6 protein-coding genes and 1 pseudogene are annotated in these 7,065 nt (G+C 62.9%); all 7 read left to right on the forward strand.

Features of this window, described 5'->3' with window-relative positions:
- Positions 1 to 1,365 (forward strand): adenine deaminase C-terminal domain-containing protein (locus tag MOV61_RS27050; protein WP_247138796.1); only part of this gene is annotated, 1,365 nt, incomplete at its 5' end.
- Between the two features lie 9 nt (positions 1,366 to 1,374).
- Positions 1,375 to 2,052 (forward strand): phosphoribosyltransferase, encoded by a 678-nt coding sequence (locus tag MOV61_RS27055; RefSeq protein ID WP_247138797.1) that lies wholly within the window; start codon positions 1,375 to 1,377, stop codon positions 2,050 to 2,052.
- A 92-nt stretch (positions 2,053 to 2,144) separates the two neighbouring features.
- A complete protein-coding gene (locus tag MOV61_RS27060) occupies positions 2,145 to 3,194 on the forward strand; it encodes a dipeptidase (RefSeq protein ID WP_247138798.1) in 1,050 nt (349 codons plus the stop codon).
- 43 nt (positions 3,195 to 3,237) lie between these two features.
- Positions 3,238 to 4,881: an ABC transporter substrate-binding protein gene (locus MOV61_RS27065; protein WP_247031021.1), complete on the forward strand. Its 1,644-nt coding sequence runs from the start codon at positions 3,238 to 3,240 to the stop codon at positions 4,879 to 4,881.
- Positions 4,882 to 4,961: 80 nt separating this feature from the next.
- Positions 4,962 to 5,966 (forward strand): ABC transporter permease, encoded by a 1,005-nt coding sequence (locus MOV61_RS27070; RefSeq protein WP_408962438.1) that lies wholly within the window; start codon positions 4,962 to 4,964, stop codon positions 5,964 to 5,966.
- Positions 5,963 to 6,907 (forward strand): ABC transporter permease, encoded by a 945-nt coding sequence (locus MOV61_RS27075; RefSeq protein WP_247138799.1) that lies wholly within the window; start codon positions 5,963 to 5,965, stop codon positions 6,905 to 6,907. Before MOV61_RS27070 ends, MOV61_RS27075 begins: the two co-directional genes overlap by 4 nt.
- Positions 6,904 to 7,065 (forward strand): annotated as a pseudogene (locus tag MOV61_RS27080) (ABC transporter ATP-binding protein); the annotation flags it as partial. The gene MOV61_RS27075 and the pseudogene MOV61_RS27080, both read left to right, overlap by 4 nt.

Raw genomic sequence — 7,065 nt, forward strand, 5'->3', positions numbered from 1 at the left:
CCGCTGCGTGCCGTCGTTCTGGCGCCCTCCTGCGTGCCGTCGGCGCCCGGCCTCGAAATGGCCGGCGCCGATTTAGACGCGGCCACGATCGAGGAAATGCTGTTCTGGCCGAAGATCGGTGGGCTTGCCGAGGTCATGAACATGCGCGGCGTCATCGACCGCGATCCGCGTATGAGCGGCATCGTGCAGGCGGCGTTGGTGTCCGAAAAGCTGGTCTGCGGCCATGCCCGCGGCCTGGCTGGGCCGGACCTTACGGCCTTCATGGCGTCGGGCATCACCTCCGACCACGAGCTCGTCTCCGCTGCCGACCTAATGGCCAAGCTGCGGGCGGGCCTGACCATCGAGATGCGCGGATCCCACGATCATCTGCTGCCGGAATTCGTCGAGGCGCTCAACACCCTTGGTCGCCTGCCGCAGACGGTGACGCTCTGCACCGACGACGTCTTTCCGGACGATCTCGTTCAGGGCGGCGGCCTCGACGACGTGGTGCGCCGGCTGGTGCGTTACGGCATGAAACCGGAATGGGCGCTGCAGGCGGCGACGCTCAATGCTTCCGTCCGCATCGGCCGCGCCGATCTGGGCCTGATCGCCGCCGGTCGCCGGGCGGATATCGTCCTCTTCGAGGATCTCACGGATTTCCGTGCCCGCCACGTCTTTGCCAGCGGCACGCTGATTGCGCGTGACGGCGGCATGACGGTCGAACTCCATGCGGCCGATCCCTGCATTCTGCAGGATTCGGTGAAGCTCAAGCCGCTTCAGGCGGACGATTTCAAATTGCCAGCAAAGGGCCGCAAAGTCAGGCTCGCGACGATCGATCGTCCGCGCTTCACGAACTGGGGGCAGACGGATGCGGATGTCGTTGATGGTTACGTGGTACCCCCGGAAGGCACGACGTTGATCGCCGTGACCCACCGCCACGGCCGGGCCGACAGCCGCACCCGTCTTGGGTTTTTGACCGGCTGGGGCACGTGGAAGGGCGCATTCGCCACCACGCTTGCCCATGACAGCCATAACCTCACCGTCTTCGGGTCCGACCCGGCCGATATGGCGGCCGCCGCCAATGCGGTGATCGAAGCCGGCGGCGGTATGGCGGTGGCAACCGGCGGCAAGGTCGAAGTCCTGTTGCCGCTGCCGCTTTCCGGCCTCGTCTCGGGGGCGCCGATGGCGGAGGTGGCCGAAGGTTTCCAGAAAATCCGCGCCGCCATGGATGGTCTCGTCGACTGGCAGCCGCCTTATCTCGTGTTCAAGGCCTGTTTCGGCGCGACCCTTGCCTGCAATCTCGGCCCGCATCAGACCGATCGTGGCATTGCCGATGTTGCCACCGGCACGTTATTGGAATCGCCGATCCTCGAAACTCTCGAATAGGAAAAGCGAATGCAGCCGCATGATTTCTGGCAGGACGTTCATCCGGCAGGTTCGTTCGATCGGGCGGGGCCGTTTTCCGGCTTCTACCCGGCTACGCTCGATGACGGCAGCCAGATCAGGCTGCCGATCCGGCCGCTTGCAGACGGGGAGCATGCGCTCGCCTCCCTGATCATCAACCAGGCGAGTTTCGATGTGCAGGACGCGCTTGCCGCCGACCTTGCGCCGAAGATCGCGGCCTTTCGCCCGGAAGTGATCGTCGGCCTGCCGACTTTGGGCCTGACGCTTGCGGCGGCCGTCGCCCGCGCGCTCGGCCACTTGCGCTACGTGCCGCTCGGGACCTCGCGAAAATTCTGGTACGACGAGAGCCTGTCGGTGCCGCTCTCCTCGATCACTACACCCGAACAGCAGAAGCGCCTCTATGCCGATCCACGCATGCTGCCGCTGATCAAGGGCAGGCGCGTGGCGCTGATCGACGACGTGGTTTCCAGCGGCACCTCGATCGTCTCCGGGCTGACGCTGATGGCCTCGCTCGGCATCGAGCCGGTGGTCATCGGTGCGGCCATGCTGCAATCGGAGCGCTGGCACGACAAGCTCGATGCGTTTAGCGCAGAATGGCGGCCGCGTGTGACAAGCGTTTTCAGGACCCCGCTGCTGAAGAAGGCGGGCGAGGGGAGCTGGACGGCCTGACGCGTTTTCCGGCTTGCGAAAGAGGAGCGGCTGGCTAGGATCGGCGCATTGCTCACCTTGGAACTTTCACAAGAAAATCGGGAATAGACTTCATGGAACTGGTGTTCGACGGCCATAACGACGTGCTCCTGCGGCTCTGGCGGAACATGAAGGCGGGTGGCAACCCGATTGCCGAATTTGAAAACGGCACCCCGAACGGCCATATCGACGGGCCGCGTGCCAAGGCCGGCGGTCTCGCCGGCGGCCTCTGCGCCATCTATATCCCGTCCGGCGAACTGGTTCTGAAGGAACCCGATCAGCACGGTCACTACGTCACGCCGCTGTCCGTCCCGCTCGATCATCTTCCGTCGCTGACGACCGCGCTCGAAATGGCGTCGATCGCGCTCCGCCTCGACCGCGCCGACGCCTGGCGGCTCTGCCGTTCGACCACCGATATCGCCAAGGCGATGGACGACGGCATTTTTGCCGCCGTCATGCATATGGAAGGCTGCGAGGCGATCGATGCGGATCTCGACAATCTCGAAGTCTTCTACGCCGCCGGCCTGCGTTCGCTTGGGCCCGTCTGGAGCCGCCACAACATCTTCGGCCACGGCGTGCCCTTCGCCTATCCGATGTCTCCCGACACCGGTCCGGGCCTCACGGATCACGGTTTCGAACTGGTCAAGGCCTGCAACACGCTCGGCATCCTGATCGATCTCGCCCACATCACCGAGAAGGGGTTCTGGGATGTCGCCAAGACTTCCCACCAGCCGCTGATCGCCAGCCATTCTAACGCGCATGCGCTGACGCCGGTCGCCCGCAACCTCACCGACAAACAGCTCGATGCCGTCAAGGAGAGCGGCGGCCTCGTCGGTCTCAACTACGCCGTGACCATGCTGCGCCGCGACGGGCGCGACAATGTTGCCACGCCGCTTTCGGACATGGTGCGCCATATCGACCACATGGTGCAGCGCATGGGCATCGATCACGTGGCGCTCGGATCGGACTTCGACGGCGCCTCGATTCCCGAAGAAATACATGATGCTGCGGGCAATCAAAATCTGGTTGCGGCGCTCAAGGGAGCGGGCTACGCTGACGCAGAGCTGAAAAAGCTATGCCGGGAAAACTGGCTCAGAGTTTTGGGGAAGGCCTGGCACGAATAGGCTTCTTTCCAAAGGTCCAACGAACAAAAACAGGGGAACTTACATGATCCATTCGCTCAACAAGAACCTTCGAGTGCTATCCACCAGCGCGGCACTCGGGCTGCTGCTATCGGTGGCACCGCAGGCCCTTGCCGCGACGCCGGCCGATACGCTTGTCGAAGGCTTTGCGATCGACGACATCATCACGATTGATCCGGGCGAAGCGTTCGAGTTGTCGACCGCCGAAATCACGGCCAATTGCTACAGCAAGCTCGTCATGCTGGACCCTGCCGATACATCCAAGGTGATCGGCGACCTGGCCGACAGCTGGACCACGTCCAGCGACGGCCTCACATATACGTTCAAGCTGAAATCCGGCCTGAAATTCGCGTCCGGCAACCCGATCACCGCCGCCGATGTTGCCTATTCCTTCGAGCGCGCGGTCAAGCTCGATAAGTCGCCGGCCTTCCTGCTCACCCAGTTCGGCCTGACGGGCGACAATGTCGCAGACAAGGCCAAGGCCACCGACGACACGACCTTCGTATTCACCGTGGACAAGCCCTATGCACCGAGCTTCGTGCTGAACGTGCTGACTGCCACGGTCGCTTCCGTCGTCGACAAGAAGGTCGTGACGGAACATGCCAAGAAGGTAACGCCGAATGCCGACTATAAATACGACACGGATTTCGGCAATGAATGGATGAAGACCGGCTATGCCGGCTCCGGTCCTTACAAGACGATGGCCTGGCGCGCAAACGAAGCCGTCATCATGGAGGCCAACCCCAACTACTACGGCGAAAAGCCGAAGCTGAAGCGGGTTATCTACCGTCACATGAAGGAAAGCTCGGGCCAGCGCCTGGCGCTTGAAAACGGCGATATCGACGTTGCCCGCAACCTGGAGCCGGGCGATCTCGATGCGGTTCAGAAGAAGAACGGCATCCGGCTCACGTCGGCACCCAAGGGTACGGTCTATTACTTCAGCCTGAACCAGAAGAACAAGAACCTCGCCAAGCCGGAAGTGGTTGAAGCGTTCAAGTATCTTGTCGACTACGAGGCAATCGGTGCGACGCTGATCAAGGGTATCGGCGAGATCCACCAGACGTTCCTTCCCAAGGGCCAGCTCGGCGCGCTCAACGAAAATCCCTACAAGTTGGACGTGGCCAAGGCCAAGGAGTTGCTGGCAAAGGCTGGCTTCAAGGACGGCTTCACTGTGAGCATGGATGTGCGCAATAACCAGCCGGTGACCGGCATTGCCGAAAGCGTGCAGCAGACGCTGGCGCAAGCCGGCATCAAGCTCGAGATCATCCCTGGCGACGGTAAGCAGACGCTGACCAAGTTCCGCGCCCGGACGCATGACATCTATATCGGCCAGTGGGGCTCGGATTATTTCGATCCGAACTCAAACGCCGAGACCTTCACGATCAACCCCGACAATTCGGACGGGGGCAAGACCAAGACGCTTGCCTGGCGCAATGCCTGGGAGGTTCCGAAGGAACTCTCGGACGCCGCCAAGGGTGCGCTGCTCGAAAAGGATGCCGGCAAGCGTGCCGCAATCTACGAAGACCTGCAGCGGAAGGTTCTGGCGCAGAGCCCGTTCGTGCTCATCTTCCAGCAGACGGAAGTGGCCGGCTATTCGCCCAAGCTCAAGAACTTCAAGCTTGGCCCGAGCTTCGATACGAACTTCGTCTATACGGTGTCGAAGGAATAGCCTGAAAGGCCGCTTCCTTGACCTTGATCGATACGACAGCAGCGACACGGCGCAGACGGCGCCGTGCATCGTCTTCCACAATGGCAGTGCTGCGGTTCATCGTGACCGCGGCCACCACATTCCTCGGCCTGCTTGCCGTCACCTTCTTTATCGGCCGCGTCGTGCCGATCGATCCGGCGCTCGCTATCGTGGGCGACCGGGCGCCGGCGCATGTCGTAGAGAGGGTGCGCGAAGAGCTGGGTCTCAATCTGCCGCTCTACCAGCAGTTCTGGATCTATCTCAAACAGGCCGTGACGGGTGATTTCGGTACGTCCGTGCTGACGACCAATCCTGTGATGGCCGATATCGCCCGGGTGTTCCCGGCGACGATCGAGCTTGCCACGATTGGCACGCTCATCGGGGCGCTGATCGGCGTGCCGCTCGGGGTGCTGGCGGCGGTCAAGCGGGGCAGCATCGCCGACCAGATCGTTCGCGTGATCGGCCTGATCGGTTATTCCGTGCCGATCTTCTGGCTGGGCCTTCTGTCGCTCGTGCTCTTTTATGCGCGCCTCAACTGGGTTGCTTATCCGGGCCGCATCGACATCGTCTACGAATACACGTTTACGCCGATTACCGGCTTCTATCTTCTGGACGCCATCTGGCAGGGCCAGTGGGACGTGGCCTGGGACCTGTTCCGTCACATCATCCTGCCGGGGTCGCTGCTCGGCTATTTCTCGCTCGCCTATATCAGCCGCATGACTCGTTCCTTCATGCTGAATGAACTGGCGCAGGAATATGTGGTCGCGGGGCGGGCCAAAGGGCTGTCGGAGACGCGGATCATCTGGTTCCACGCATTGCGCAATGCGGCGGTGCCGCTGGTGACGGTCATCGCGCTGTCCTATGCGGGTCTGCTCGAGGGTTCGGTGCTGACGGAAACCATCTTCTCCTGGCCCGGGCTCGGTCTCTATATCACCAATTCGCTGCAGAACGCCGATATGAATGCCGTGCTCGGCGGAACGATCGCCATCGGCGTCGTTTTCGTCAGCATCAATCTCTTCTCCGATCTTCTGTATCGGACGCTTGATCCCAGGACACGAAACCGATGAGCCGGCCCTCAATAGCCTTGGACGAGACCCCAAAGCCCTATAGCCGCGAATGGCTGCTGTCCGACCGACCCGCCTCGCGCCGCCAGGCCCAGCTTGGTCGCGCCTATGTGATCTGGCGCCGGTTCGCCGAGAACCGGCTTGCCCTCCTGGGGCTTGCCATCATCGTGCTGCTGCTGGTGGTGGCTGCGTTCGCCGACGTGCTGGCGCCGCATAACCCGGTGCAGGGCGACCTGCGTAATTCCCGCCTCTTGCCGCTCGGTTCGCCGGGCTATCTGCTCGGCACCGACGATCAGGGCCGCGACATCCTCTCGCGGCTCATTTACGGCTCGCGGCTGACGCTGCTGGTTGTCGTGCTGGTGGCGATCATCGCAGCCCCGATCGGGCTGATCGTCGGCACGGTCTCCGGTTATGCCGGCGGCTGGGTTGATGCGGTGCTGATGCGGATCACCGATATCTTCCTCGCCTTCCCGAAACTCGTGCTGGCGCTGGCGCTGGTCGCAGCCCTCGGCCCCGGCATCGAGAACGCCATTCTCGCCATCGCCGTCACCTCCTGGCCGCCCTATGCCCGTATCGCACGGGCCGAAACGATGACCTTCCGCAATTCGGAATTCATCTCGGCGGTGAAGCTGATGGGCGCTTCGCCCTTCCGCATTGTGCTGCGCCACGTCATGCCGCTCTGCGTCTCATCGCTGATCGTGCGTGTCACGCTCGACATGGCCGGCATTATCCTCACCGCCGCGGGCCTCGGCTTCCTCGGCCTCGGCGCCCAGCCGCCGCTCCCTGAATGGGGTGCGATGATCGCCTCAGGCCGCCGCTTCATCCTCGATCAATGGTGGGTCGCCGCCATGCCGGGTTTTGCTATCCTGATCGTCAGCCTCGGCTTCAACCTGCTCGGCGACGGCCTGCGCGATGCGCTCGATCCGAAGGAGGCAGGCCAATGACGGTGTCAGTCAAGCCGCTCCTGACGGTCGAGGATCTGCGCGTCACCTTCCCGACCCGTACCGGCGACGTGCAGGCGGTGCGGGGCGTGTCCTTCGCGCTCGGCCGCGAACGGCTCGGCATCGTCGGCGAATCCGGCTCCGGCAAGTCGCAGACCGGG

Origin of the sequence: Neorhizobium sp. BETTINA12A, assembly GCF_023006485.1 — a bacterium.
Classification (GTDB): Bacteria; Pseudomonadota; Alphaproteobacteria; order Rhizobiales; family Rhizobiaceae; genus Neorhizobium.